27 protein-coding genes are annotated in these 24420 nt (G+C 70.8%); 7 read left to right on the forward strand and 20 right to left on the reverse strand.

The features are described 5' to 3' along the window. Window positions 1-117: 117 nt before the first annotated feature. The 5 genes from QM708_RS05730 to purB form a co-directional block, all read right to left on the reverse strand. Entirely contained in the window at window positions 118-279 is a 162-nt protein-coding gene (locus QM708_RS05730) for a transposase (protein ID WP_415111298.1), read from the reverse strand. Window positions 280-743: 464 nt separating this feature from the next. Continuing rightward, window positions 744-1058: a hypothetical protein gene (locus tag QM708_RS05735; RefSeq protein ID WP_415105269.1), complete on the reverse strand. Its 315-nt coding sequence runs from the start codon at window positions 1056-1058 to the stop codon at window positions 744-746. 104 nt (window positions 1059-1162) lie between these two features. Beyond that, a complete protein-coding gene (locus QM708_RS05740; RefSeq protein ID WP_415105271.1) occupies window positions 1163-1297 on the reverse strand; it encodes a hypothetical protein in 135 nt (44 codons plus the stop codon). Further along, entirely contained in the window at window positions 1284-1931 is a 648-nt protein-coding gene (locus tag QM708_RS05745) for a LysR substrate-binding domain-containing protein (RefSeq protein WP_415105274.1), read from the reverse strand. The genes QM708_RS05740 and QM708_RS05745 overlap by 14 nt, the downstream gene beginning before the upstream one ends. Window positions 1932-2042: 111 nt before the next feature. After that, entirely contained in the window at window positions 2043-3476 is a 1434-nt protein-coding gene (gene purB, locus QM708_RS05750) for an adenylosuccinate lyase (RefSeq protein WP_415105277.1), read from the reverse strand. Between the two features lie 342 nt (window positions 3477-3818). Between purB and QM708_RS05755 the strand changes: the two genes are divergently transcribed. The 3 genes from QM708_RS05755 to QM708_RS05765 all read left to right on the forward strand — a co-directional run bounded on the left by QM708_RS05755 (window position 3819) and on the right by QM708_RS05765 (window position 5350). Continuing rightward, the gene (locus tag QM708_RS05755; protein ID WP_415105279.1) at window positions 3819-4697 is read left to right on the forward strand and encodes a DMT family transporter; all 879 of its coding nucleotides are present in this window, start codon (window positions 3819-3821) and stop codon (window positions 4695-4697) included. Window positions 4698-4850: 153 nt separating this feature from the next. Continuing rightward, on the forward strand, window positions 4851-5114 hold the full coding sequence (locus tag QM708_RS05760; RefSeq protein WP_415105282.1) for a ribbon-helix-helix protein, CopG family: 264 nt from the start codon (window positions 4851-4853) through the stop codon (window positions 5112-5114). After that, complete coding sequence (locus QM708_RS05765; protein WP_415105285.1) at window positions 5111-5350, forward strand: hypothetical protein; 240 nt, start codon at window positions 5111-5113, stop codon at window positions 5348-5350. The genes QM708_RS05760 and QM708_RS05765 overlap by 4 nt, the downstream gene beginning before the upstream one ends. Window positions 5351-5356: 6 nt before the next feature. On the opposite strand, the gene QM708_RS05770 is transcribed toward QM708_RS05765, so the two are convergent. The 9 genes from QM708_RS05770 to QM708_RS05810 all read right to left on the reverse strand — a co-directional run bounded on the left by QM708_RS05770 (window position 5357) and on the right by QM708_RS05810 (window position 14122). After that, window positions 5357-6037 (reverse strand): M15 family metallopeptidase, encoded by a 681-nt coding sequence (locus tag QM708_RS05770; RefSeq protein ID WP_415105288.1) that lies wholly within the window; start codon window positions 6035-6037, stop codon window positions 5357-5359. Next, window positions 6034-7320, reverse strand: a complete 1287-nt coding sequence (locus QM708_RS05775) for a glycosyltransferase 87 family protein (protein WP_415105290.1) — start codon at window positions 7318-7320, stop codon at window positions 6034-6036. Before QM708_RS05775 ends, QM708_RS05770 begins: the two co-directional genes overlap by 4 nt. Window positions 7321-7416: 96 nt before the next feature. Next, window positions 7417-7902 (reverse strand): hypothetical protein, encoded by a 486-nt coding sequence (locus QM708_RS05780; protein ID WP_415105293.1) that lies wholly within the window; start codon window positions 7900-7902, stop codon window positions 7417-7419. Beyond that, entirely contained in the window at window positions 7899-8555 is a 657-nt protein-coding gene (locus tag QM708_RS05785) for a LuxR C-terminal-related transcriptional regulator (RefSeq protein ID WP_415105295.1), read from the reverse strand. Before QM708_RS05785 ends, QM708_RS05780 begins: the two co-directional genes overlap by 4 nt. Next, window positions 8546-9778, reverse strand: coding sequence for a histidine kinase (locus QM708_RS05790; protein ID WP_415105298.1), 1233 nt, complete (start codon window positions 9776-9778; stop codon window positions 8546-8548). The genes QM708_RS05785 and QM708_RS05790 overlap by 10 nt, the downstream gene beginning before the upstream one ends. Window positions 9779-9819: 41 nt before the next feature. After that, complete coding sequence (locus QM708_RS05795) at window positions 9820-11025, reverse strand: ABC transporter permease (protein ID WP_415105301.1); 1206 nt, start codon at window positions 11023-11025, stop codon at window positions 9820-9822. Continuing rightward, window positions 11022-11690 carry an ABC transporter ATP-binding protein gene (locus tag QM708_RS05800; RefSeq protein ID WP_415105304.1) on the reverse strand — a complete coding sequence of 223 codons (669 nt, stop codon included), beginning with the start codon at window positions 11688-11690 and terminating at the stop codon, window positions 11022-11024. The genes QM708_RS05795 and QM708_RS05800 overlap by 4 nt, the downstream gene beginning before the upstream one ends. Next, window positions 11683-13182, reverse strand: a complete 1500-nt coding sequence (locus tag QM708_RS05805; RefSeq protein WP_415105307.1) for a peptidoglycan-binding protein — start codon at window positions 13180-13182, stop codon at window positions 11683-11685. Before QM708_RS05805 ends, QM708_RS05800 begins: the two co-directional genes overlap by 8 nt. Next, window positions 13151-14122 carry a hypothetical protein gene (locus tag QM708_RS05810; RefSeq protein ID WP_415105310.1) on the reverse strand — a complete coding sequence of 324 codons (972 nt, stop codon included), beginning with the start codon at window positions 14120-14122 and terminating at the stop codon, window positions 13151-13153. Before QM708_RS05810 ends, QM708_RS05805 begins: the two co-directional genes overlap by 32 nt. Before the next feature lie 273 nt (window positions 14123-14395). Here QM708_RS05810 and QM708_RS05815 point away from each other — a divergent pair, with 273 nt between their 5' ends. Next, window positions 14396-15568, forward strand: a complete 1173-nt coding sequence (locus tag QM708_RS05815; protein WP_415105313.1) for a cytochrome P450 — start codon at window positions 14396-14398, stop codon at window positions 15566-15568. Window position 15569: 1 nt separating this feature from the next. Here the strand turns inward: QM708_RS05815 and QM708_RS05820 are convergent, their stop codons facing one another. Together QM708_RS05820 and purD are read right to left on the reverse strand one after the other, a co-directional pair. Further along, complete coding sequence (locus tag QM708_RS05820) at window positions 15570-16103, reverse strand: GNAT family N-acetyltransferase (protein ID WP_415105316.1); 534 nt, start codon at window positions 16101-16103, stop codon at window positions 15570-15572. Next, window positions 16100-17365 carry a phosphoribosylamine--glycine ligase gene (gene purD / locus QM708_RS05825; RefSeq protein ID WP_415111301.1) on the reverse strand — a complete coding sequence of 422 codons (1266 nt, stop codon included), beginning with the start codon at window positions 17363-17365 and terminating at the stop codon, window positions 16100-16102. The genes QM708_RS05820 and purD overlap by 4 nt, the downstream gene beginning before the upstream one ends. Window positions 17366-17686: 321 nt before the next feature. Here purD and QM708_RS05830 point away from each other — a divergent pair, with 321 nt between their 5' ends. Next, window positions 17687-18331: an NAD(P)H-binding protein gene (locus QM708_RS05830; RefSeq protein ID WP_415105319.1), complete on the forward strand. Its 645-nt coding sequence runs from the start codon at window positions 17687-17689 to the stop codon at window positions 18329-18331. 139 nt (window positions 18332-18470) lie between these two features. Here the strand turns inward: QM708_RS05830 and QM708_RS05835 are convergent, their stop codons facing one another. The 3 genes from QM708_RS05835 to QM708_RS05845 form a co-directional block, all read right to left on the reverse strand. After that, on the reverse strand, window positions 18471-19031 hold the full coding sequence (locus QM708_RS05835) for a thiol-disulfide oxidoreductase DCC family protein (RefSeq protein WP_415105322.1): 561 nt from the start codon (window positions 19029-19031) through the stop codon (window positions 18471-18473). Continuing rightward, window positions 19031-20311, reverse strand: coding sequence for an adenylosuccinate synthase (locus QM708_RS05840; RefSeq protein ID WP_415105325.1), 1281 nt, complete (start codon window positions 20309-20311; stop codon window positions 19031-19033). Before QM708_RS05840 ends, QM708_RS05835 begins: the two co-directional genes overlap by 1 nt. Window positions 20312-20439: 128 nt before the next feature. After that, window positions 20440-20925, reverse strand: a complete 486-nt coding sequence (locus tag QM708_RS05845) for a DUF3151 domain-containing protein (RefSeq protein WP_415105328.1) — start codon at window positions 20923-20925, stop codon at window positions 20440-20442. Window positions 20926-21004: 79 nt separating this feature from the next. On the opposite strand from QM708_RS05845, the gene QM708_RS05850 reads away from it, so the two are divergent. Further along, on the forward strand, window positions 21005-22252 hold the full coding sequence (locus QM708_RS05850; protein ID WP_415105331.1) for an MFS transporter: 1248 nt from the start codon (window positions 21005-21007) through the stop codon (window positions 22250-22252). A gap of 70 nt (window positions 22253-22322) precedes the next feature. Next, entirely contained in the window at window positions 22323-23249 is a 927-nt protein-coding gene (locus QM708_RS05855) for a Clp protease N-terminal domain-containing protein (RefSeq protein WP_415105334.1), read from the forward strand. Between the two features lie 128 nt (window positions 23250-23377). Here the strand turns inward: QM708_RS05855 and fbaA are convergent, their stop codons facing one another. After that, window positions 23378-24397, reverse strand: coding sequence for a class II fructose-bisphosphate aldolase (gene fbaA, locus QM708_RS05860; protein WP_415105337.1), 1020 nt, complete (start codon window positions 24395-24397; stop codon window positions 23378-23380). Window positions 24398-24420 lie beyond the last annotated feature (23 nt).

Consider the following 24420-nt stretch of genomic DNA (forward strand, 5'->3'; position numbering starts at 1 on the left):
CACGGCCTCATCACGGGCCAAGGGCGATACGACGTCGACCGGGCGAGCACAGCCCCATTTTCCTCCGAGAACGGGCGCCCTGCCAGGGGCACGGTGGCTAGCCCTAGGGCTGTCTCCTTATTCACGGAGCCAGATTGTGACCGCGCGTAGGACGACCCCACCCCGGTAGACGTTGGCGAGTTTTTCGTAGCGGGTGGCGATGCCGCGCCATTGCTTATGATCGTTGAACGAGCGCTCCACGGTGTTGCGTTGCTTGTAGGTGACCGCCCTAGACCCAATGCCGTCAACTTACTAAGCAGCGCCACGCCACCGGGCCTGCGCTCCGTCACCATCACTGAGGCAGGCTGGCCTGAACACCGCCGCGAGGGACTGGCATTAGGCATCGATCTGCGTAAACGCCGCGATGGGCAACTGGCGTCGTCGGTCGCGCGTCAGTGCTGGCACTCGGCGAAGACCTGAGAACAATCGGGCCGGCAGTCCAACCCGATTGTTCTCACATCCCCGGGCTCTGGGGCCTGCCTGATGGAACGAGGACGAGGTTGGAAGGATCGGGCTCGCACTCATGCTCGATCCTTCCCCACCCAACCACCGCGACACGGAAACCCCACCGTATACGCAGATCCAGGATTTCCGATAACCCCGCCAGAGAAACGCCTACCCGAAGCACCTCACCCCCAGGAAACCACCACACCCTCCCCGGTCCTGCACGCCGAACCGAACTAACGACCGCAGGAGATCAAACCTTAGGACAGGGCAGCAGCAAGCATCAAGGCCTGTGCCTCGTCGGGCACGCCCAATACACGTTCCAGCCCACCGCCAAAAAGGAGCGTGAAGAGTACTTCTTCCCCTCGGCCAGTTGGCCTCACCTCTACGACAGATAGGTGGGATCGATTAATCGCCGGCCAGGACCCGTCCCTCTCGATTATCAACAGTCGCCGATCGGTAGCTGCAATCAACCGTCCGTGCTCTTCATCCTCGACCACAACCGACAGCGTTTCACCGTCCGAAAGGGCTCGCCGAATTTTCATCCGGCTCTCAATACTCGCAGAATGCGCCATGGAAGCATCTTAATTGAAACCATCACAGCAAGACCAGAAACGGAGGAGCCTGCCCCGGGCAAGCTCACCACCCGAACCTCGCACAGCAGACACACTCTGATCGATCAGTCGTCAATCACGTCGCCAACGAAGCCATCCCACACCTCGGCCTCGCCGGAGGCGCGCCACTCCTCATCGGCCTCACGGTAGGCGTCCTCCAGCGACATCGCTTGAGCGGTTTCGTTCTCAGCGGCGTCCACGATTCCAGTGTGCAGGACGAGCCTGCTTGGTGCCACGGGTCTTCGCCGGCGCGGGCTTCGGTGTCTTGGCTCGTTCCTGGGCGCTGCGGGAACTGTTGGCCGTCCGGCCCCTGACCACGCCGATGAACTCGTCGATCCAGGGGTTGTCGTCATCGACGCGCCAGGCCAGGCCGATCCGGGTGGTGGGGGCGTCGGTGATCGGGCGGTAGATCAGGTCGCGGCGCGAATGGGTGCGGGCGATCGACATGGGCACGACCAGGACGGCGTCGGCGAACGCCGCCTGCTGAAGGGCGTCCGGGGTGACCTCGGTGAGCACAACCTCGCCGTCCAGATCGTCGAGGGCGAGGTCGTCGACCGCGGCGATGGCGTGGTCCTTGGACGTCCACGCCACCGGAATCTCCTCGTACAGCGGGATCAGGTGCAGGCCGTCGGTGTCCAGGGGAAGACGGACGAAGCACAGGTCGGCCTCGCCGGCGTCCAGCATGCGGCGTTGTTCGTTCTGCGGCACCTCGACGACGTCGAGGTCGACGCGGCGGAAACGTTCCTCCCAGATCGTCCGCCACTTGCGCAACGTGACCCCGGGCACGAACCCGACCCGCAGGGCCGTCCGCTCGGCGGGTTGCTCAGTGCTCATGGGAGCAGGCTACGCGGGGGCTCCGTCGGACGCCCCTGGGGTGTGCGGTTCGGTGCTGCATGACCTGCCCGCTGGGGTACGAAAAGCAGCACCAGGGCGCACACGCTCGGGCTACAGCACCTCGCCCGGCGCGTAGGAGGCGCCCTCGGGGTGCTTCACGGCCAGCTCGCGGACGCGTCCGACCAGGGCATGCACCTGGGCGGCGGCCGATCCGGTGAGTTCGAGCGGGTTCGCGACGGCCCGGTCGAGCTGCTCGCGGGTCATGCCCAGGCGGGGGTCGGCGGCGAGCCGGTCGAGCAGGTCGTTGTCTTTGCGGCCGCTGTGGCGCATGTCGAGGGCGACGGCGACCGCGTTGGTCTTGATGATCTCGTGCGCCTCCTCGCGTCCGGTGCCCGCACGGACGGCGGCCATCAGCACCTTGGTGGTGGTCAGGAACGGCAGGTAGCGCTGCAGTTCGGCCTCGATGACGGCCGGGAACGCGCCGAACTCAGCGAGCACGGTAAGGAAGGTCTCGAACAGGCCGTCGAGGGCGTAGAAGGCGTCCGGCAGTGCGATCCGGCGCACCACCGAGCAGGACACGTCGCCCTCGTTCCACTGGTCGCCGGCCAGTTCGCCGACCATCGACAGGTAGCCGCGCAGCACGACCGCCAGGCCGTTGACCCGCTCGCAGGAGCGGGTGTTCATCTTGTGCGGCATCGCCGACGAGCCGACCTGGCCCTCCTTGAATCCCTCGGTGACCAGTTCGGCGCCGGCCATCAGCCGGATCGAGGTGGCCACGTTGGACGGTGCCGCCGCCACCTGGGTGAGCGCCGACAGCACGTCGACGTCGAGTGAACGCGGGTAGACCTGGCCGGTCGAGGTGAGCACGCGCTCGAAGCCGAGATGGTGGGCGACGCGCTCCTCCAGGTCGGCGAGTTTGGCGGAGTCGCCGCCGAGCAGGTCGAGCATGTCCTGCGCGGTGCCGACCGGGCCCTTGATGCCGCGGGCCGGGTAGCGGCCGATCAGGTCGTCAATGCGGTCGTAGGCGATCAGCAACTCGTCGATCGCGGTCGCGAAGCGCTTGCCGAGGGTGGTCATCTGCGCGGCGACGTTGTGCGAACGCCCGGCGATCGGCTGGTCGCGGTACTGCACCGCGAGCCGCGCCAGCGACACCAGCACGGTGACGACGCGTTCGCGGACCAGCTTCAGCGAGGTGAGCACCTGATACTGCTCGACGTTCTCGGTGAGGTCGCGCGAGGTCATCCCCTTGTGCACCTGCTCGTGCCCGGCGAGGTCGTTGAACTCCTCGATGCGCGCCTTCACGTCGTGCCGGCTGATCCGCTCGCGGGCGGCGATCGAACCCAGATCGACCCGGTCAAGCACCGCACGGTAGTCGGCCAACACGGCCTCCGGGTCGGCGCCGCCGAAATCGACGCCCAAGTCACGCTGGGCCTCGATCACGGCCAGCCAGAGCTTCCGCTCGGCGACGATCTTGTGCTCGGGGCTCCAGATGTCGCGCATCGCAGGCGACGCGTAGCGGGTGGCCAGCACGTTGGGCACGGTCATGGTTCTCCTCGGCAGGACGACGGCCCGCCCATTCTGGCACTCAGCGGGCTCCCGGCGCCCACCCGTCGGATGCGGCGCCGGCATCGCGTGGTCGTTTTCTATGTCCAGATTCGGAGGGGGGTCTCACGACAAGGGGAAACGCCGAGGAGCGTGAATCTGGACATAGAAAACGACCACGCCCGGGCGCGACCTCGCCCGGCGCCCACCACGCCGAGATCGGTGCGGAGCCGACCCTCAGGCCACACCGCCTCATTCCGCAGGCTTCATCCCGCACCGGCACCGCTCCGTGGACACCGGCGGCTCACGGCGCGGCACGGGGGTAGCGTCGCCGGGGAGGTTTTCATGGCCAGGCAACGCCAGGCCGACCTGCTGCTGATCGTCACCACGATCCTGGCGGCGTTCGGCTGGGTCTTTTCGCGCGAGGCGATCTCGGGCATGCCCACCTATGCGTTTCTCGGCATCCGGTTCACCTGCGCCGCGCTGATCATGCTGCCGTTCTGCCGCGGCGCCGGCCTCCGCCGTGAACACTGGCGCCCGATGCTGATCAGCGGAGCCCTATTCGCACTCAACCTGTGCCTGTGGGTGTTCTCGCTGTCGGTCTCGCCGACCCTCAGCGAGGGCGCGTTCATCATGAGCTTGTCGATGGTGTTCGTGCCGCTGACGGCCTGGGCGATGATGAGGACGCGCCCCTCACGGGCCTACTGGGAGTGCCTTCCGGTCGCGATCGTGGGTCTGGCGCTGCTGAGCCTGCAGATCCCGATCCATACCCATCCCAGCCAGGGCTGGTGGCTGCTCACCGCGGCCGGCCAGTCGATCTGGTTCGTCTACAGCAGCAACCGAGCCCGCGAGGTGCCCCTGCTCCCGCTCAGCGCGGTGCAGATGGGCATGACCGGCATCGCAGGAGTAACCATCTCGCTGACCACGGAGACCTGGACACAACCCATGACGCTCCCGGTGTTCGGATGGCTGGCGGCATCGATCCTGATCACCACCTGTTTGCGGTTCGCCGTGCAGTTGCGCGGGCAGAAGTACGCCGCCGTCGCCAACGCGGCGATCATCATGATGCTGGAGCCGGTGTTCACCGCCCTCGCGGCCACCCTGTGGTACGGCGAGCAGCTTCCGCCACAGAAGATCGCCGGCGGCGTGCTGATCATCGTCGCGCAGGTGTGGTTCCGCTGGCGGGTCGTGCGCGAACAACGCCGGAGACCGTTCCTCGAGTGACGATCACGGTCTCGTGCGGGCAACCCGCCCTGCAGGCCGGCTGCCCCCACACATGGCGCCACTCGCACCTGGCACACAGGATAAGCAAGGGCCCGAGTGAGCACCTTCCGAACCGCTCTCGACTCTTCAGGATTTGCGTATTACATTAAACCCATGTCGATGAACGAGACGATCAACGGCGTGCCCGTGACCGAGGAGCAGATTGCGGGTTGGGTCGCAGAAGCCGAATCCGGCTACGACGTCGAGGCACTGAAGCGCCGCGGCCGTGGCCGCCCCGGCCGCGGCGCCGAACCGTCCCTGGTCGTCGCACTGAGACTCACCCCGGACGAACTCGCTTCGCTCGACGCACGGGCCAAGCGCGAGGGCAAGACTCGCTCCGAAGTGATCCGCGAAGCACTAGCAGCATCAGCGGCGTGAAGGTCCACCCTTCGGCACTCAAGCACGGAGTGTCCGCCGATGACGCAATTCAGGCAGCGACATGGTCACTGTGGATTGAGGACCTCGACGACGAGAGCCCATCACGGCAGCTCAGGCTCGGCTTCGACACTCGTGGGCGCCTCCTTGAAACCATCGTGCTCGTCTTCGACAGCGGGAACGAACTCGTGATCCACGCGATGAAAGCACGGCCGCACATGCTCGACCTCCTTCCGTAGGAGCATTCATCGTCCTCCGAGGTACTCCTCCAGCGTCAGGGACGACCAGGGCCCGAAGGCGCGGGCGTGGTCGACGCCGAGGTAGCGGTAGTGCCAGGGCTCGTAGGCGATGCCGGTGATGTCGCTCTTGCCGTCGGGGTAGCGCAGGATGAACCCGTACTCGTGGGCGTGTTCCCGCATCCAGGCGAACTCCTGGGTGTCGGCGAATGCCAGGCCTCGAGCTTTCGGCGCGGCGATGTCGACGGCCAGGCCGAGTTGGTGCTCGCTGCACCCCGGTTCGGCGGTGTAGGCCAGCGCCGCCCGGTAGCTTCCGCGGGTTTCGATCGAGGACGCCAGCACCTCGGCCTGGGTGTCGTAGCTGCGGTAGCCGACCCTCCAGACGATCGTCCGGCCGGCCTTCTTGGCGGCCTTCACCATCGCCACGTACGCCCGGTGCGCCGCGGGCGTCAGCTGGTGCGGTTCGGCGAGTTCAGGCACGTACTCCGGCGCGACCGGATGCCGGGCGTTCACCAGCACCACCCCGTTCACCTCGAACGGCCGGGCATGGCCGCTCGATGCCCGGTCGTCGGGGAGCACCGGCAGTCCGCCGGGCTGGCCGAAGCCGGTCGACGCCAGCGCCTGGACGCCGCCCCACACCCCGAGCAGGCCCACGATCAGCGCCCCGATCAGGACGATCGCCCTTCTCATCGCGCATCCCGCACGCTCGCGCCGGACATCTCCCGACGGACACCTGCTACGCCGCGAGGATCGCCGATATCGAGCGCCGGTTCGCCGAGGACACCGCCGGTGCGGTCCGGCGCCACCTCACCCTCCCCGGAGATCCGGAGGCACTCATCCCGACCGCGCAAGCCGGACGCCGACCCGGAGGCGGCAACTCCGCGGACGGACGTCCGCGCGAAGGCGAGCACCCCGAGGGTGATCAGCGCGAGGATGGTCCACGAGTCTTGGGTGAGCTTGCCCACCAGGCCGTGGGCGTATTCGGCCTCGCCCCCACTGGGGAACCACCAGGTCACCCGCCCCACCAGCAGGATCGACCAGGCGAGGGCGAGCCGGCGGCGTCCGTTCGTCACCGACCACAGCACCAGCGGCAGCACCCAGATCCAGTGATGGACCCACGACAGCGGCGACACGAGCAGGCCGGCGATGCCGGTCACGACAAGCGCAAGGATGTCGTCGATGTCCGGACGCCGCAGCACGGCCGCGCCCACCAGGACGACCGCGACGGTCAGCGCCGCCCCCATCAGCGGGACACCGCCCGGCCCGGCGGCGCGCCACAGCGCCCCGGTGAGCGACTGGTTCGCCGCGTACGAGGTGCCGATCCGTTCGGTGGCACCGAGAAACAGACCCGACCAGAACTCCCCGGACGCCGCCGGTGCCACCACCCAACCAAGACCGATCGTGCCGGCCAGCCCGGCAGTGGCCAGCCCAGCGCCGCGCAGGTCACGGCGGACCAGCAGCGGCAACAGGAACACCAACGGGGTCAGCTTGATGCCCGCGGCCACGCCGATCAGCCAGCGCTGCCGCCCGAGGAAACCCTCGGCGACCAGCCAGGCGATCATGAGGTTGACCTGCCCGTAGCCGAGCGTCGCGTACACCGGCTCGGCGACGACGGCGCCGGCGAGCGCGACCAGGGTGAGCTCGGGGTGGCCGAGCCGCGCCATCACCAGGTGCAGCAGGCGGGCCAGCGCGGCGGCGGACGCGAGCGCCATCGCCATCGCCGCGACGGGGAACGGCAACGCCAGCAGCGGCACGAAAAGCGCGGCCGCGAACGGCGGGTAGAACCAGGGCAGTTCACCGGGCGGCGTCAGGTTCGGATCACCACCGGCGGCCACCGCCTGCGCCGCGCGCAGATAGACGGCCAAATCGATCGATCCCGCCCCCAGGGAGATCGCACAGGCCGCGATCACCACCCACGCGATCAGCCAGCCATGGACCCGGCGGGAGGGCGGACGCAGCAGCACGGGAAGCATGCTTCAACCCTCGCGGCGGACGGCGTCCGGTCGCGCCGGGGCGAGCCACCGGAGACCGGGGGGCTATCCCCCGGCTGCCGTCGCGGCGACGCAGGTTCAGGGGGCGGTGACCACGTCCACGGGAACGCGCGGATCGAGGTCGGTCACGTCGGCCCCCGCACGCTGGAGGATGGTGACCCGGGTGCCGCCGTCGGGAACCATCACGTTCACCCAGATCGCGCAGCGGCTCAGCGGCGTCGGGGTCTCGCACCGCGCGACCACGCCGGTCGGGGTGCCACCGGCCAGGACGCGAGCCAGCGTCGCCCGGCCCTCGACCTGGATGTAGGGCGCCGAGCCCCGCTCCACCCGCACCCGGACGCCGTCGCCCGCGTCCACCTCCACCACCGGCGGGATGAGGTAAGGAGGGTCGGGGAACCATCCGCCGCTGCCCTCGACCCAGGTGGTCTCGGTGCCGTCCACCATGCGGAGGGTGAAGCTGCGGTAGACCTGCTCGACGAACAGGTGCCGCTGATTCCACACCCCGGCGACCAGCAGCACGAGCACGGACACCGCCGCGGCGGCCTTCACCGCACGGGCCCTCACGAGGCGTCCCCACGCAGGTAGGCGAGCACGGCCTGGACGCGGCGGTGCTGGCCCTCGGCGACACCCAGGTCGAGTTTGGCGAAGATGTTGGTGACGTGCTTCTCGACCGCCCCTTCGCCGATGAACAGCTGGGCGGCGATGCCGGCGTTGGAGCGTCCCTCGGCCATGCCGGCGAGCACGTCGCGTTCGCGCGGGGTGAGCCGGGCCAGCGGTCCGGTGTGCCGGCTGCGGGCGACGAGCTGGGTGACCACGCCCGGGTCGAGCGCGGTGCCGCCCGCCGCGACCCGCGCCAGCGAATCGGAGAACTCGGCCAGGTCGCCCACCTTGTCCTTGAGCAGATAGCCGAGCCCGCGGGCGCCTGCGGCCAGCAGTTCGGTGGCGTAGCGCTCCTCGACGTACTGGCTGAGGATCAGCACCCCCAGGTCAGGCCAGCGCTTGCGCAGCACCAGCGCGGCGCGCAGCCCTTCGTCGGTGAAGGTCGGCGGCATCCGGACATCGACGATCGCCGCGTCCAGCCGCGGCGTGGACTCGACGGCGCGCAGCAGTTGTTCGGCGTCCGGCACCGCGGCCACCACCTCGACGCCCCGGTCGATCAGCGCCCCGGTGAGCACCTCCCGGAGCAGTCCGGAATCCTCGGCGAGCACTACGCGCATGGCACCTCCACGGTCACGACGGTTCCCCCGCCGGGCGGGCTGGACAGGAACAGGCGGCCGTCCACCCCGGACAACCGGTCGGCGATGCCGCGCAATCCGGTGCCGCCGGCGACGTCGGCGCCACCAGGACCGTCGTCGGCGACGGTGGCGCGCAGCAGTCCCCCGTCGCGTTCCAGGGTGACGGACGCCGTGGCTCCGCCCCCATGCTTGGCGACATTGGTGAGCGCCTCGGTGACGGCGAAGTAGAGCATCGCCTCCAGCGCCGGGTCGGGGCGCTCGGGCAGCCGGATATCGAGCCCGACCGTCATCGGCAGCCGCGCCGCCACCGCGGACAGGGCGGCGTCCAGGCCGCGCGCTTCCAGGATGGGCGGGCGCAGCCCGCGGGTGAGCGTGCGGAGTTCGTCGATGGTGCCGGTGGTCTCGGCGCGGGCGCGGCGGACCAGCGCCAGCGCGCCGTCGTCGGCCTCGGCGTCCGCGAGCCGCGCCTCGGCCTGGCCGAGCAGCACCGACAGCGCGATCAGCCGCTGCTGGGCGCCGTCGTGCAGGTCGCGCTCCAGCTTGGCGCGTTCGGCGTCCGCGGCATTCACCGTGCGGGCGCGGGCGTCCACCAGCTCACCGACCCGGCGTTCGAGCTCCTCGGCGTCCACGCTGCCCAGCAGCGCCCGGCTCGCCCACGCATCCAGCCAGGCCAGGCCGCGGATGACGAGCGGGGTGGCGATGGTCACCAGGCCGATCAGCACCGGGACGCCGACCACCATGGTCTGCGGATCCGGGATGTAGTAGGACCTGCCGTGCGGCTGGTAGCCGATCACCACGGACGCCACCAGCGTCGCGAGCAGCAGGGCGGGAACCAGCGCCACCGCGGTCAGCACCCATCCCTGCAACACGGCGAGCGCGACCCGGACGACCGCATAGCCGGCCGCCCGCTGATGAGCGGGATCGGCGAGCACCGCGCGCACGCGCGCATGGGCGTCCGCGGCATCGGGCAGCGTCAGCGGGACGCCGACCTGGCGGTCGAGCAGCACGGCGAACCGGGCGCGATCGAACCCGATCAGCGCGTCGAACAGCCGGGTGAGCAGCAGGAACGGCGAGGTCACGAAGACCGCGAGCGGCGTCACCAGCGCGACCGCCACCCCGGCCAGGGCGAGCACCGGCGCCAGCACGATGCCGAGGGCCAGGTGCGCCAGCGACCACCATGGGAACGGGCGGAGGACGTGGCGCATGACCTCAGCCTGCCACGGACCGCGCCGCAAGGAGGAAGCGGTCATGACGCCACCCGTAATGCGTCGATGGGTTCGATCCGGGCCGCCCGCGAGGCGGGGTAGGCGCCGGCGGCCAGTCCGATCACCGCGCCGATCAGCGGGGCGGACGCCGGCACCGCCGGCGGCATGGTGGGCGGCCAGTGCTGCGCGAGCGCGACGCCGGCGGTCACGATCAGGCCGAGCGCAGTGCCGGCCAGCGCCCCGAGGAAGGCGGTGACGACGCTGGAGAGCAGGAATTGGGCGACGATGTGCCGGCGGCGGGCCCCGATGGCGCGGCGCAGCCCGATCTCGGCGGTGCGCTCCAGGACGGACACCAAGGTCATATTGGCGATGCCGATCCCGCCGATGACCAGGCTGATCAGGCCGAGCACCAGGAAGAGCGCCTGGGTGTCGCCGGCCACCTGGCGCCGGGTCGTCTCGGGCGACGGCGGGATCTCGGCGTTCAGGAGGTCCGGCTGGTCGGGCCGCACCGCCAGGCCGAGTTGCCCGCCCACGACCTCCGCCGCGCCGACCTCGGTTTCCACGTGCAGCGCCTCGGGGCCGGCCAGCCCCAGCAGGGCGTGGGCGTAGCCCTGCGGCAGGATCACCGCCCGGAGCAGGCTCGGGTGCCGCGCGGCCGACTCCAGGATGCCGATCACCACGACAGGGCGGTCGTCGAGGAAGACGACCGGACGCCGGGTGACGTCGTCGATGTGCAACCGGTCGGCCGCGTCGCGCCCGAGGACGGCGACCGGCTGCCGGGTTTCGTCGTGCCAGTCGTTGAGGAAGGCTCCGGTCACCTCGCCGTGGACGAGCCGCGCCAGCCCGGGGCTGCTCGCGAACACCGCCAGGTCGGTGCTGGCCGGGGCCGCCGGGTCGTAGCCGGGCGTGCCGGTGACCCGGGTGATGCCCCTCACCTCCGACAAGGTGGCGGCCGCCACGGCGCCGTCGATCCGGAGGGCGTGCCGGGCGGCGTCCGCGGGCAGCGCCGGGGGCAGGCCGGGGTCGGCCGAGCGCGCCCGCACGGTCACCTCGGTGGCGGTGAGCGCGTCGAAGCGCGCGGCGATCTGGGCGTCCAGGCTCGCGGCCAGCCCCAGGGTGCTGACCAGCACCGCGATGCCGATCAGGGTGCCCACCGCGGTCAGCGCGGCGCGCGCCGGGCGCGAGCGCAGGTCGAGGACGACCTCCCGGATCGCATCGCGCGGTGTCAGCGTGGAAGCCTCGGTCATGATTCCTCCGTCAGGACGCCGTCGGCCATGCTCAGCCGGCGGGCCGCGCGGCCAGCCACCTCGGGACTGTGGGTGACCACGACCAGGGTCATCCCGTCGGCGCGGAGGTCGTCGAACAGCGCGAGGACCCGGTCACCGGTGGCGGAGTCGAGGTTGCCCGTCGGCTCGTCGGCGAGCAGCAAGGAGACCTCGGAGGCCAGCGCGCGAGCGATGGCGACCCGCTGGCGTTCGCCGCCCGACAAGGTGGTGGGCCGGGCGTCCAGGCGGTGCTCCAGGCCGACCCGGGCCAGCGCCCGCCGGGCCCGGTCGCGGCGCTCGGCGGGCGGGATGCCACGGTAGATCATCCCGAGTTCGACGTTCTGGACGGCCGTGCGGCTGGCCAGCAGGTGGAAGGCCTGGAAGACGAAGCCGATCGTCCGCCCGCGGATGGCCGAGCGCGCAGGGTCGGGCAGGTCATCGACCGGCTGGTCCCGCACCAGCACGCTGCCGCAGGAGGGCCGGTCGAGCAGTCCGAGCAGGTTGAGCAGCGTCGACTTGCCCGAACCCGACGGGCCGCTGATCGCGAGATAGTCGCCGCGGGCGATGGCCAGGTCGGTGGCGCGCAGCACCTCGAGTCCGTCGAATGCCCGGCGGACGCCGCGCAGTTCCAGCAGTGCGCTAGCCACCGACCACGACCTCGTCCCCCGCGTCCAGGGTGCCGGGGTCGACGGGGGCGATCTCGACGTAGCCGTCGGCCACCAGCCCGGCGCGCACCTCGATGTCGGTGCGCCCGTTCGGGCCGCGCCGCTGCACCCGGGCCAGGCCGTTCGCCGATCCGGAGACCGCCGCGAGCGGCACCACCAGCACCTCGCCCTCGGTGGCGCCCACCTCGATGGCGACCCTCATGCCCTGGCCCTGTTCGGCGGCGTCGAAGGCCTCTTCGGGAGCGATCTCGACCCGCGCCCGGCCCTCAGCGGCGCTGACGGCGGTGACCGTCCCGGTGCGCTCACTGGTCTGGGCGTCGGTCCGGAACCGGACCTGCGCCCCCGCCGAGATGAGCGCGGTCTCGGCAGTGCTCACCTCGGCGAGCAACCGCAGTTCGCCGGACGCCACCCTCACCCAGGCCTCCGACGCCCCCGCGCCCGGGTCCGCCCCCTCGGCCGCCTGCCCCGCGGCGGTGGTATCGCGGACCTGCACGACCCGGACCGGCATCGTGGGCAGGAAGACCACCTCGCAGAACGGCACCGACACCCCGGTGCTGGCGACGAGCGCGGCGTGGTCCTCCTGGGCGCGGGCGAGCGCCTGCTCGGCCGCGGCGACGGCCGCCCGTGGCTCGCCGAGGTCGATCGCGCGCAACTCCTTGTCCTGGGCTTGTGCGAGCTGCAACTGCCGGGTGGCGGCGGCGCGTTCGGCGTCCGTGGTGGCGGCGCGCACCGCTTCGCGCGCCTGCGCGAGCGCGGATTCCGAGGCGAGGACGGCGCTGCGCGCGGGGCCGGCCTGCGCGGTGCGGAGCGCGCGCCGGGCGGTCTCCACCTGCGATTCGGCCTGCGCGACTTGGTCGCGGGCGGCGCGCAGGGCAGCGGACGCCTCCGGCGCCGGCTCGTTCGCGGCGAACCCCACCTCGGCGTACCAGCGGCTGACCGCCTGCCGGGTGCTGGGCCCGAGGACGCCCTCGGCGTCGGTGATCGTGTGGCCGAGCCGCTTCAAGCCGGCCTGAAGCTGTGCGACGTCGGCGCCCTTCGCGCCGGGAAGCATGGTGCGGAAGGCCGGCGTCTCCCCTTGCAGCGCCAGGACGGGGCGTCCGTTCACGGCGGCGAGCAGACCGCCCTCGGCGACCTGCGCACCGGCCTCGGGGCGGCGGGTGAACACGGTGGCGTCCCCGCCGGCCGAGGACGGCAGACAGCTCACCGGGACGTCACCGACGCTGCCAACCGTACCGCGGGTGACCACCGTCGAGGTCAGCGCACGACGCTCCACCGGCACGGTGAGTTCGGTCGGCGGCGGCTTGCGCTGGTCGAGGGTTTGCGGCGGGCGCAGCAAGGCGAGCGCCGCGATGACCGCGACGACGAGGACGCCCACGCCGGCCGCGGTGACGGCATGGATCCGCCGGCGCGTGGCCGGGGTCTTGGCGGCGTCCGCCTCGGCATCAGGCCGTGCTCGGGGAAGCCTCCACCTCACCGCCGGCCTTCGCGGTGCCCGTGACGACGAGTTCCAGGTAGCCGGTGATGACGCCTTGTTCGGTCTCGCTCACCTTCTTCTCGTGGACGGCCTGCACCCGCGCATAGGTGTCGGCCATGCCGAGCTTCTTCTCACACGTCGCGGACGCCACCGCGACCTCGCGTTCGTGCTTCGCGTCGGCGGGGTCGACCGGCACGACCGTGTCCGGCTCGTACACCCGTCCACGCCTGTGTTCCTCCGACAGCAGCTCGGACGCCTCGACTCGGCTGTCCGTGGCGTAGCGCGCGTAGCCGGCGTCCGTCATGCAGGACCGCCAGTCGGCCAACGCCCGTTGCCAGGCAGGGTCGCTGTCGGTGCCCTGGCGGACCAGGTGGTCGAGTTCTTCGAACGAGACCTGGGCCACACGCCACGCTCGATAGTCGCCGTAGAGGGCCTGCTGACTCTCGATGTCGCACCCTTCACCCGGACCCTCACTGACGCTGCCGTCGCGGTGCTCGATCCTGATCCGGTTCGGTGAGTCCATGTCGCCGAGCAGTGCCCTGAACCAGGCCTCCTTCTCTTGTGAGGAGAGCTTCGCTGTGTCGTCGGGAAGGGAGTCCTGCCGCCCGCGCCGGTCCTCCTCGGGCGACAGGCCGAAACCGTACCGGGACGCGTGCTCGATATCCCCGAAGCGCTGGAAACGCTGCTCGCGCTGCCAGAACGGAAGGGGCGTGTAGGTGAATCCCTGGGCCGCCATGCACCGGACGGTCTCGGCCTCCACCCGGTCGTGCCGGTCGCGCGCATGCTCGTCCACGGTCGCCAGCACGGCGGCGAACGGTTCAGGGATGATCCCGCCGCCGGTGCTGATCGGGCGCGCGGAGGCGTCCGGTTCGGCCGGTGCGGGGCCAGCCCCGCACCCGGACAGCAGGACGCCGGCGGCCACGACCGCGCTGATCCACACCAGAAGTCGACAAGGATTCGAGGGCGCGCCATTCACAGGTGTCAGCCTCGCCGAGCGCCCGCGTCCGCCGCGTGGGGCCGGGCCGCCGACTTGAGGTGGGGATAACCCCCGGTCCCGGACGGCCGCCGTGCCGCCACCGTCACGGGTGGACCAACTCGGCGCCCTCACCCAGCTGCGCATCATCAAGAGGCCTGCGTCCTGACCTCGGCCCAGTCGTCGCGCTATCGGTAGAAACCGCGCCCGGGCGCGGCGTCCGGATTCTAGGGTGGATGTATGACCACCACCGCCGGCCGAGCCCACACCGATCCGCACGCGGAGGCCGGCGCGCACGATGACCTGCGCGTCCAGTTGGACGCCCAACGCGCGGCCTGCCCGGTGGTCCGGGCCGCCGACGGCACCGTGACCCTGCTGGCGCATGCCGACGTGAAGGCGGCCGCGCTCGATGCAGCGACCTTCTCCAGCGCGGTGTCGGCGCACCGGGCGTTGCCCAACAGCCTCGACGGCGCCGAGCACCGGGCCTACCGCGCGCTGATCGACGCCTACATGACTCCCACCGAGGTGGCCGCCCAGGAGCCGCAGTGCCGCGAGCACGCCCGTGCCATCGTCGGCGCGCTGCCGCGCGGGGTCACCGTCCGGACGGTGCTCGACATCGGCACCCCGTTCGCGGTGCGGGCCCAAAGCACCTGGCTGGGCTGGCCGGCCGCCATCGAGGACGAGCTCGTCGCCTGGGTGGCCGACAACCGCGAGGCGTCCCGCTCGGGCGATCGCGCCTGGCTGGCCGAGGTGGCCGATCGTTTCGACGCGATCATCACCCGGCTGCTGGACGCCCGCCGCGACGGATCCGCCGACGATGTCACCGCGCGGCTGATGCGCGACCGGGTCGACGGGCATGCCCTGCCGGACTCGGAGATCGTGTCGATCCTGCGCAACTGGACCGCCGGTGACCTCAGTTCACTGGCCGCCTGCGTCGGCGTGATCGTGCACCACCTAGCCAGCGACGTCGCCCTGCAGGATCACCTGCGCGCGCTGATCACCGCCGGGCGCACCGGTGATGTCGAGGACGCCCTGGAGGAGATCCTGCGCATCGACGACCCGTTCGTCTCCAACCGCCGGGTGACGACGCGCGACGTGACCGTCGGCGACGAGACCATCAAGGCCGGCACCCGGGTGGTGCTCAACTGGACGGCCGCCAACCGCGATCCCGAGGTCTTCGACAACCCGGACGCCTTCAACCCGGCCGCGCACGCCGAGGACAATCTCGTCTTCGGCATCGGCCCGCACGTCTGCCCCGGCCGCGCGCTCACCTTGATGGAATTGCGCGTCATCATCGGGGAGTTACTCGCCCAGACCACCCGGATCACGATGTCGCGCGAGCGCGGCCCGATCCGCGAGCGCCCGCCGGTGAGCGGCTGGGCAAAGGTCCCGATCGTCCTCGACCCGGCGTGACTCAGCTCAGGCCGGGCAGCGGTTCGGTCGCAGGCGCCGGATCGGTGACCAGCCGGCTCATCAGCGTGGTGTCGTAACGGACGCCGTCGATCTCGAGCTCCGAACGCATGATGCCCTCGGGAATGAAGCCGGCCCGCTCGGCCACCCTGCGCGCGGACACGTTGACGAGGCGATTGGCCACCTCGAGGCGGTGCACATCCTGGCGGAACAGATGGTCCGCCAGCGCCACCGTTGCTCGGGAACCCAACCCCAGGCCGCGGGCGTCCGGCAGCAGCCAGTAGGACACCCAGGCCGTTCGCATCACGCGGTCGATCCGCGCATGCACGCCGCCCAGCACGATGTCGCCGTCCTCGTCGTCACGGACGATCGCGAACGCGATCAGGTCGTCGTCGCCGGCCAGCTTGGCGACGTAGGCCTTGGCGTCGGCGAGGTGCTGCAGCGGAGGCAGGTCGCGCGCGAACTCGGGCTCGGCGACGCTGCGCAGCAGCACCGGGGCATCCGCCGAGCGCCAGGATCGCAGCCGGTACTGGCTCATAGCGTCGGCGTTTCGATCAGGCCGGACGCCGCCCGCGCGGCGATGTCGCGGCGGCAGAACAGGCTAGGCGCGTCGAGCGCGTCGACGGCGGCGTAGGCGTCCGCTCGAGCCGCATCGAGGTCGGCGGCCCGGGCGACCACCCCGAGCACCCGGCCACCGGAGGCGACCAGGTCGTCGCCGTCGAGCGCGGTGCCCGCATGCACGAGGTGAACGTTGTCATCCGATGCGAACAACCGGGGGCCGGCGATGCGTCCCCCCTGGTCGGGAACGCCCGGATACCCGTTGGCGGCGAGCACGACGATCACGGCCGAGCCCGGTGCCCACACCAGCTCGCCGACCTCGGACAGCCGGCCGGTCGCGGCGGCGTCCAGCACCTCGCCGAGCGGGGATTCGAGCAGGGAGAGCACCGCCTGGGTCTCGGGATCACCGAAGCGGCAGTTGAACTCGACCACGCGCAGACCGCGCGAGGTAAGCGCGAGCCCGGCGTAGAGCAGGCCGGTGAACGGGGTGCCGCGGCGGCGCATCTCGTCGACGGTGGGTTGCACCACGTCGGCCATGATCGCCTCGACCAAGCCCTCGGGCGCCCACGGCAGCGGCGTGTAGGCGCCCATCCCGCCGGTGTTGGGGCCTTCGTCGCCGTCGAGGGCGCGCTTGAAATCCTGGGCGGGCTGCAGCGGCAGCGCGGTGATCCCGTCGGTGACGGCGAACAGGCTGACCTCGGGGCCGTCGAGGTACTCCTCGACGATCGCGGGCAGCGCGCCTTCGGCGTGCGCGAGGGCGGCGGCGCGGTCGGAGGTGACGATGACGCCCTTGCCGGCGGCCAGGCCGTCCTGCTTGACGACGTAGGGCGGGCCGAACTCGTCGATGGCCGCGGCCACCTCGGTGACGCTGGTGCAGTAGACAGAGGCGGCCGTCGGCACGTCGGCGGCGACCATCACCTGCTTGGCGAACTGCTTGCTGCCCTCGATCTGCGCGGCTTCGGCGGAAGGACCGAAGCAGGCGATGCCGGCTTCGCGCACCGCGTCCGCCACGCCCGCGACCAGCGGCGCCTCGGGACCGACCACGACCAGGTTCACGCCGAGTTCGCGGGCGAGCGCGACCACCGCGGCGCCGTCGGAGGCATCGACGGCATGGTTGGTGGCCATCGACGCCGTCCCGGGATTGCCGGGCGCGCAATGCAGGGCGACCACCGAAGGATCGCGGTGCAGCGCGAGCGCGAGTGCGTGCTCGCGGCCGCCATTGCCAAGGACGAGAACGTTCAAATCACGGGGCACCCGCACAGAGTATCCGCCCGAGCCCGCTTTCGGCCCACCGAGCGCCGGCCGACAGCGTCGCGGCGCCGGGTCAGCGGCGGCACGAGAGTAAATCGCTTCACTCGTTCTCGGCCGGTCCCGAAAAACATCAGTGGGACTGATGTTCTGGCGGCCTCTTCAAAATTGAGTGAAGCGATTTACTCTCCCGTCGACGATGACCCCGGGTCGCGGCGGCGAAGTAGCCCAGGCGTTCGAACTGCACCACCTCGCCACCGGCGGCTTCGGCTGACTCGCCGGTCGGCACCTAGCGATCGCACGTAGGGTGGGTTCATGGCACGCATCCTCATTCTCGGTGGACACGGCAAGGTCGCTCTCATCGCCTCGGCGATGCTGACCCGGCGCGGCGAGACGGTGACCTCGGTGATCCGCAATCCCGATCACGCCGCCGATGTCGAGGCGACCGGAGCCACCCCGCTCGTCGCCGACCTCGAACGCCTCGACGTGGCCGGCATCGCCGGCTTGATCGCCGATCAGGACGCCGTGGTGTGGTCCGCCGGTGCCGGTGGCGGCAACCCGGCCCGCACGAAGGCCGTCGATCAGGATGCCGCGATCCGCTCGATGGACGCCGCCGCGCTCGCCGGCGTACGTCGCTACGTGATGGTGTCCTACTTCGGCGCCTCCCCCGACCATGGGGTCGCGCCCGACCACCCGTTCTTCGCCTACGCCGAAGCCAAGGCAGCCGCCGACGTCTACCTGGCCGCGACGGATCTCGACTGGACGATCCTCGGCCCGAGCACCCTCACCCTCGAGGCGCCGACAGGCCGCATCGACACGCGGACCACCCAATCGGGCCACGTCCCACGAGCGAACGTCGCCGGCGTCATCGCCGCCGTTCTGGAAGACGACTCCACCATCCGCCGGACGATCCGTTTCAACGACGGAGACGAGTTGATCCCGGAGGCCGTGCGCGCCTGACGCAAAGACCCCGGCACTCAGCGGAGCCGGCCGAATGCCCGAGGCCTGGCCTTCGCCGGCACCAGGAGACCCCCGCGATCAGCGGAGCCGGCCGAATGGCCGAGGCCTGGCGTTCGCCGACACCAGGAGACCCCCGCGATCAGCGGAGCCGGCAGGCCCCGGTACCACCCGGAAGGCTATGTCGGTTGCGCGCTACCCAGCCGTAGACCATCCCCGCGCCCCAGTGAAGCCCGGGAACGCGCAGCAAGAACGCTCCGACGCGCGCCCACCAGGGCCCAGACGCCAGCGCGGCCGCAACAGCATCCGCGCCATACACAACTGCCCCGGAGGCGAGAACAGCCGGCATCTCACGCTCGGCCCGCTCCGGTGACACACCGAGCGCCCCCAAGTCGGCCGCCTGCAACGGCTCAACCCGCGCCGCAGTGATCCGAGCGAGCCACTGAGACGACCGAGTGCAAAACCCGCAGTCGGAGTCGTACAGCACCAACGAGCAGAGGTGAGGGTGGCGGGGGCCGTTCAGGGCGTGGTCGGGCATACCGGCCGCGATGCGCGAACGCGCATCGCCAGGCCGTGGGCGGGAACGGCCCCCGCCACCCTCACCGGACGCAACCCCACTCTCACCGGACGTCACCACAGCAAACCTCCCCCAGCAAAAAGCCGACGGCGACCCCGCACAAGCAGGATCGCCGTCAACAACCATCAGATCAGCTCGTTGATCAAGATCGTCTGCTCGCGGCCCGGGCCGACGCCGATGCCGGAGATCCGGCAGCGGATCAGCTCCTCCAGGCGCTTCACGTAGGCCTGGCAGGTGGCGGGCAGTTCGTCGAAGGTGCGGCAGTCGGAGATGTCCTCGGTCCAGCCGTCGAGGTATTCATAAATCGGCTTGGCCGCGACGATCTCGTCCATGATCACCGGGTAGTGCTCGACGCGGCGTCCGTCGACGTCGTAGGCGACGCACACCGGGATCTTCTCCCATCCGGTGAGGATGTCGAGTTTGGTCAAGAACACGTCGGTGACGCCGTTGTAGGTGCAGGCGGCTTCGACGACCAGCGGGTCGAACCAGCCGCAGCGGCGCGGACGCCCGGTGGTGGTGCCGAATTCGCCGCCGGCCTGGCGCAGGGTCTCGCCGTCGGCGTCCAGCAGTTCGGTCGGGAACGGGCCTTCGCCGACGCGGGTGGTGTAGGCCTTGGCGATGCCGACGATCCGGTCGAGGCGGTTGGGCCCCACCCCCGAGCCGGTGCACGCGCCGGCCGCGATCGGGTTGGACGAGGTGACGTAGGGGTAGGTGCCGTGGTCGACGTCGAGGTGGTGCGCCTGCGCGCCCTCGAAGACGACCAGCTTGTCGGCCTCCAGCGCGTCGTTCAGTTCGCGGGCGACGTCGCGCACCATGGGCCGGATCCGGTCGGCGAAGCTGAGCAGGTGGTCGGCGACCTCGCCGGGGTCGACGGCGAGCTGGTTGTAGACCTTGACCAGCAGCTGGTTCTTCTGCAGCAGCGAGGCGGCGACCTTGTCCCGCAGCAGCTGCTCGTCGAGCAGGTCCTGGATGCGGATGCCGACGCGGTTGATCTTGTCGGCGTAGGCGGGACCGACGCCGCGTCCGGTGGTGCCGATCTTGCGCTTGCCGAGGAAGCGTTCGGTGACCTTGTCGAGCACCTTGTGGTAGGGCGCGATGATGTGGGCGTTGGCCGAGATGATCAGGCGCGAGGTGTCGATGCCGCGCGCGTTCAGCGCGTCGATCTCTTCGAACAGCACTTCGAGGTCGACGACGACGCCGTTGCCGATCACCGGCACACCCTTGTTCAGGATTCCGGACGGCAGCAGGTGCAGCGCGTACTTCTCGCCGTTCACCACCAGCGTGTGGCCGGCGTTGTTGCCGCCCGAGTAGCGAACCGTGTAGTCGACGGCGTCACCGAGTTGGTCGGTGGCCTTACCTTTGCCCTCGTCCCCCCATTGGGTTCCGATCACGACGATGCCTGGCATACGTTGCCCCTCTGCGCATGGACAAAGCCCGGCACCTAGTTCTCAGCGCCCGGGCTCTTACCACGGCATTCTAGCCGATGGGCGCCCGCAACGCCGATCCGGCCTCTCATCGACGAGGTGCGGACGCCTCAGCGCCGCTTGCGCCGCTTGCCACGCGCATGCTCGTCGGCCTGGGCCAGCGCGGTCAGCTCGGCATGCGCCTCAGGGGACGCCTCGGCCAGGAAGTCGACGCAGCGCTGGTATTCGCTGGTCTCGCCGATCCGCTGCGCGGCGCGGGCCAGCGCCCATAGCGCCCGCAGGAATCCCCGGTTGGGTTCGTGCGCCCACGGGATCGGCCCGGTCCCCCGCCAGCCGGCGCGGCGCAGCGCGTCGAGGCCGCGGTGGTAGCCGGTGCGGGCGAACGCGTAGGCGCTCAGGTCGCCTTGCAGCGATTCGGCGCTGAGCGCGCCTTCGGCGAGCAGCGCCCAGCCCAGTGACGAGTCGGGATGGCGGGAGACGATTTCGAGGAAGTCGCCTTGGTCGCCACCGAGGATTTCGGCCAGTGCGGGGTCCTCGGGCAGCTCGGTGCGCCCCACCGCGGGGGCCAGCAACAGGGTGCGCGCATCGTCCGACATGCACCCCAGCCTACGCGTCCCGGGGCCGGAGGCCGCGAAGCGAAGGTCACCGCGGGACGGGTCGCGGTGGGAGGATGGGATGGTGCCCATCCCTGCGTCCAGCCATGGCGGGTGGCTTCCGGACGACCCGCAGTACCGGCGCATCACCGTGTCGTTGTTCCTGGCGGGTTTGGCGACGTTCGCGCTGGTGTATTGCACCCAGCCGTTGCTGCCGGTGCTCGCGGCGGGTTTCGAGGTGACGCCGGCGGCGTCCACGTTGTCGCTGTCGGTGACCACGGTCGCGATGGGGGTGGCGCTGCTGTTCTACGGCCCGTTGTCGGACGCCGTGGGCCGGCTCGCGCTGATGCGGCTCACCTTGCTGGCGGCGGCGTTGCTGGCGATCGGGTCGGCGTTCGCCTCCTCGTGGGTGCTGCTGCTGGTGTTGCGTGCGGCGGTCGGGCTGGCGGTGGCGGGCCTGCCCGCGGTGGCGGCCGCCTATCTGCGCGAGGAGATCGCGCCCGCGTGGGCGTCCGCCGCGACCGGCCTCTACATCGGCGGCACCGCGATCGGCGGCATGTCGGGCCGGCTGCTCACCGGGCTGGTCGCCGAGTGGTTCGGCTGGCGGACGGCCTTGGGTGCGGTCGGCGCGATGGCGCTGCTGATCGCGGTCGTGCTGGGACTGCTGTTGCCGCCGGCATTGCGGTTCGAGCCGACGCCGTTGCGGCACGACGAGTTGCGCGCGAATGCCCACCGGATGCTGGCCGACCGTGGCCTGCTCACCTTGTACGCGATCGGTTTCACCACGATGGGCGGTTTCGTGGCCGCGTTCAACGGGCTGGCGTTCCGGCTGGTCGGACCGCCGTTCGGGCTGGGCGTGGGCGCGGCCTCGGTGGTGTTCGTCACCTACATCGTGGGCTCGTTCAGTTCCCCGCTGGCCGGACGCCTCGCGGCCCGGCACGGCTCCCGGACGGTGGTGCCGCTGTCGCTGCTCGTCTTCGGCGCGGGCGTCGCACTCACGCTCGCCGACAGCCTGCCCACGATCGCGGCCGGGGTAATGCTGATCACCTTCGGGTTCTTCGCCGCGCACGGCACCACCTCGGGGTGGGTGACCGCGCGGGCTGCCGCGAAGGGCCGCGGCACCGGCATGGCCGGGTCGCTCTATCTGGCGTTCTACTATTTCGGCTCTTCGGCGTGCGGGGCGCTGGCCGGGCAGGCCTGGTCGTCGGGTGGCTGGCCGGCGGTGGCCGCGCTGGCCGGCGGGCTGGTGCTCGCCTCGCTGGCGCTCGCGGTCTCGATGCATTGGGTGCCGACGGTGCCGTCGCGTCCGTTCACCCCGCCGCAGCCGTGAGACGGACCCACCCCCGCCGGTGGGCCGCGCATTAGGCTCGCACAAACCTCACCGGGAGAAGGGAGACCTCGTGAGCGTGAAGCTGCCCGCCTTGTGGTCGCACGCCTCCTCGCGCGAAGCGGCACGCCTGGGCTGTGCCGAGATCGACCTGCCTCACCTCTATCTGGGCCTGTTCCTGTTGGGCGGGTCGGCGGCCCGCCTGCTGGGACGCCATGGCATCACGTTGGCGTCCGCTCGCCGTCGCGTCCGCGACGTCCTGGCGGTGGGCGACACCGTCGATCTGCCGCCGCTGACGATCCGGGAGCTCGGCGAGGGCACCTGGCCGGCGACCCCGCGTGCCGAGGAGCTCATCGCGGCGGCGTCCAAGGCCCCCGACACCTTCGGCCTGCTGATCGCGCTGCTCAAGGAGCCCTCGGCGACGGTGCGGCGCCTGGTCGGCACCGACGGCGTCCTGCCCCAATCGCTGGTGCCCGAGCTGCGTCAGGGCTCCGACGACCTGTACTCGACCGAGCGGGTGGCCGTGGACGACCGCATCCTGGCGGCACCGGCCCGCGCGCACCGCGCCCGCATCTTCGTGGCGGCGCCGCCGTCGCTGGTGGCCGGGGTGCTCTCCGAGCCGGGCACGCTGGCGCTGTGGGCGGCCGATCCGGCCAAGTCGGAGTTGAGCGATGACGGCGAGACGATCCGGCACCGCCGCGGTGACCGTACCCTCACCCTGCGCTATCACCACAAGCACGAACGCACCGGCGACATCGAGACGGTGACCTGGATCGCCGAGATGCTCGATCCGCCGCACGCGGGCCAGGCGCTGTTGTACGACACCTTCACCTGCACCCCCGCGCCGGGCGGCACCGAGCTGACCCGCACCGCGGGCCGGCGCCGTTTCGGCATGGCCGGACGCCTGCTCGCTCCATTGTGGGATTCGTTCGCGAACTGGGGCATGGTCCAAGGGCTGCCCGGGTTGTCGTTCGGCATCGCCGACCGTCAACCATCCTGACCTCAGCCGGCCGCACCGCCAACGCACGCCCGCACCGCCCGCGGCGCTCGGCGTCCGCACACGCGGCGGCGCCCCGCCCTCCGCAGAGGACGGGGCGCCGCGTGCTTGTCAGCGAGAAGCGGACCGGATCAGGCGTGGGTGCCGACCGAGCCGAGGTTCTCGCAGGCCTCGACGACGCGCGCGGCCATCGCGGCCTCGGCCGTCTTGCCCCAGGCGCGCGGGTCGTAGGTCTTCTTGTTGCCGACCTCGCCGTCGATCTTGAGGACGCCGTCGTAGTTCTTGAACATCCAGTCGGCCACCGGACGCGTGAACGCGTACTGGGTGTCGGTGTCGACGTTCATCTTCACGACGCCGTACTTGACCGCGTCCGCGATCTCCTGCGGCGAGGAGCCGGAGCCACCGTGGAAGACCAGGTCGAACGGGCGGTCCTTGCCGTACTTGGCGCCGACGGCGTCCTGGATCTCCTTGAGCACCTCGGGACGCAGCTTGACGCCGCCGGGCTTGTACACGCCGTGCACGTTGCCGAAGGTGAGCGCCGTCAGGTAGCGGCCGTTCTCGCCGAGGCCGAGCTTGGCGACCGTGGCCATGCCGTCCTCGACGGTGGAGTACAGCTCGTCGTTGATCTCGTGGGCGACGCCGTCCTCTTCGCCACCGACGATGCCGACCTCGATCTCGAGGATCTGCTTGTTGAAGGAGGTCTTGGCGAGCAGTTCCTCGGCAATGTCCAGGTTCTCAGCCATCGGAACGGCCGAGCCGTCCCACATGTGGGACTGGAACAGCGGATCCTGGCCGGCGCGGACGCGCTCGGCGGAGATCTCGAGCAGCGGACGGACGTAGGTGTCCAGCTTGTCCTTGGGGCAGTGGTCGGTGTGCACCGCGATGTTGATCGAGTACTTCTTGGCCACCACGTGGGCGAACTCGGCGAGGGCGACCGCACCGGTCACCATCTCCTTGACGTTCTGGCCGGAGGCGTATTCCGCGCCACCGGTCGAGACCTGGATGATGCCGTCGCTACCGGCGTCCGCGAAGCCCTTGATGGCCGCGTTGAGGGTCTGCGACGAGGTCACGTTGATGGCCGGGTAGGCGAAGCCCTTCGACTTCGCGCGGTCGATCATCTCGGCGTAAACGTCGGGTGTTGCAATAGGCATGTCACTCCTTGGTGGGTGCTCGG

Source organism: Propioniciclava sp. (assembly GCF_047602245.1).
Taxonomy (GTDB): Bacteria; Actinomycetota; Actinomycetes; order Propionibacteriales; family Propionibacteriaceae; genus Propioniciclava.